Origin of the sequence: Gordonia sp. (in: high G+C Gram-positive bacteria) (genome assembly GCF_049299075.1) — a bacterium.
Classification (GTDB): domain Bacteria; phylum Actinomycetota; class Actinomycetes; order Mycobacteriales; family Mycobacteriaceae; genus Gordonia.
This window is the reverse complement of sequence record NZ_JBAQWU010000192.1, coordinates 1-1,797: the sequence shown is the minus strand read 5'-3', so window position 1 is coordinate 1,797 and position 1,797 is coordinate 1. Positions and strand designations below refer to the sequence as shown.

The following is a 1,797-nucleotide window of genomic DNA, read 5'->3' as shown; positions in this document are numbered from 1 at the left end:
CCGCCGATCTGGCCGCGCTGGCGCAGGCCGCCGACGTGATCGGCATCTGCGTGGTGAACGATCAACAGGTGCACGCGGTGGTCGACGGACTGCTCGCCGATGCCACGCCGGGCCTGGTGATCACCGTGCATTCGACCATCTCGCCGGAGACCGCGCTCGCGCTGGCTGCCCGCTGCGCCGACCAGGGTGTCATCCTGCTGGATGCACCGATCTCCGGCGGTGCCCCCGGTGCCGAACAGGGCAGACTGGCGATCATGTTCGGCGGCCCGCGCAGCGCCTATGAACAGCTCAAAGAGCCGTTCTCACTGGCCGGTGACATGCTGGTGCATGCCGGCGAGGAGGTCGGTGCGGGCACCCGGATGAAGCTGGCTCGCAATCTGCTGCACTTCATCTCGTTCAACGCGGCCACCGAGGCCTCCCGGCTGGCCGAGGCGGCCGGCCTCGACATCGCCAAGCTGGGCCGGGTGGTCCGGCACACCGATGCGATCACCGGCGGGGCGGGCGCCATCATGCTGCGCGACACCACCGCCCCGATTGCGCCGGACGATTTCTGGCACGGCATCTTTACCCACGTGGTCGCGCTCGGCGAGAAGGATCTGTCGCTGGCGTTGACACTCGGCCGCGACCTCGACGTCGATCTTCCGCTGGGGCAGATCGCTTACCGTGATCTAGCGGCCGGCTTCGGCCTGACCCCCGATCCCGCCGCACCCGACAACCGAACGGAGCAACAAGCATGACTTCAGGTACCGCCGTCGGCGGCGAAGGCACCCCGCAGCGCCAACGCGGCCTCGACATGATGACGCAGGTGTACGGCTGGGAGATGGCCGACGGTCCGGGCACGCACTTCGCGCACACGGCCGACCAGTTGTTCGCCGAGGTGTGGACCCGCGAGGGTCTCTCCATTCGGGACCGGCGGCTGCTGCTGCTGGGCGCCCTGGCCGGCAGCGCCCAGATCGACGTCGCCGAACTGCAGGCTGGCGCGGCGCTGGGCAACGGCGAACTGAGCCCCGAACAGCTCGACGAGATCGCCCTATTCCTCTGCTACTACGTCGGCTGGCCGGTCGGCACCAAACTCAATACGGCATTCGGTGCGGCCGCCAAGCAGTTCCGCCGGGCACAGCGGCAGGACGGCTGATGGGCCGCGCGAGGTTCACCGCCCTGCCGCCGGTCTCCCAGCACACGCTGGTGGGTGCCTTGCCCGGCCCCGATCTGGCGGCGGCCGGATATACCGTCGGCGAGTACACGGCGGCCGGTACCGCTACCGGGCGCACCCCCGACGGTCCGGCCGAGCCAGCCGGTTTCGCCACCCGCCTCCTGGTGCGCCGCCCCGCCGAGGCGGCGGCCTTCAACGGCACCGTGGTTGTGGAGTGGCTCAATGTGAGCAGCGGCAACGACGCTGCCCCCGAGTACACGTATCTGGCCGACGAGCTGGTGCGGTCGGGTTACGCCTGGGCCGGGGTGTCGGCGCAGTACGCGGGAGTGCATGGCGGCGGCGGATCGGTGGACGTGGGCCTCGAAGCGAACGGTTTGGTCGGGAGCAAACCGGACCGCTACGGCAGTCTGCGCCATCCCGGCGACGCCTACTGCTACGACCTGTTCGGCGCGGTGGGCGCGGCGCTGGCCGATCCGGCCGACGACTCGGACCACCCACTCGCCGGGCTGCCGGTGACGCAGATCCTGGCGGTCGGCGAATCCCAGTCCGCGATGGCGATGACCACCTATGTGAACCGCTTCGCCGCCGGGCACGGGGTGTTCGACGGCTACCTGATTCACTCCCGGGCCCGCTCGGAGCTGCCG

The 1,797-nt window shown here is 70.1% G+C and carries 3 protein-coding genes; all 3 read left to right on the top strand.

Annotation, left to right across the window (positions count from 1 at the left end; translation table 11 throughout):
* A partial coding sequence (locus WAW85_RS06245) for an NAD(P)-dependent oxidoreductase (RefSeq protein WP_422558768.1) occupies positions 1-737 on the top strand: 737 nt, incomplete at its 5' end.
* Positions 734-1,135 carry a carboxymuconolactone decarboxylase family protein gene (locus tag WAW85_RS06240; protein WP_422558767.1) on the top strand — a complete coding sequence of 134 codons (402 nt, stop codon included), beginning with the start codon at positions 734-736 and terminating at the stop codon, positions 1,133-1,135. The genes WAW85_RS06245 and WAW85_RS06240, both read left to right, overlap by 4 nt.
* Positions 1,135-1,797: alpha/beta hydrolase domain-containing protein (locus WAW85_RS06235; protein ID WP_422558766.1), on the top strand; the 663-nt coding region annotated here is incomplete at its 3' end. The genes WAW85_RS06240 and WAW85_RS06235, both read left to right, overlap by 1 nt.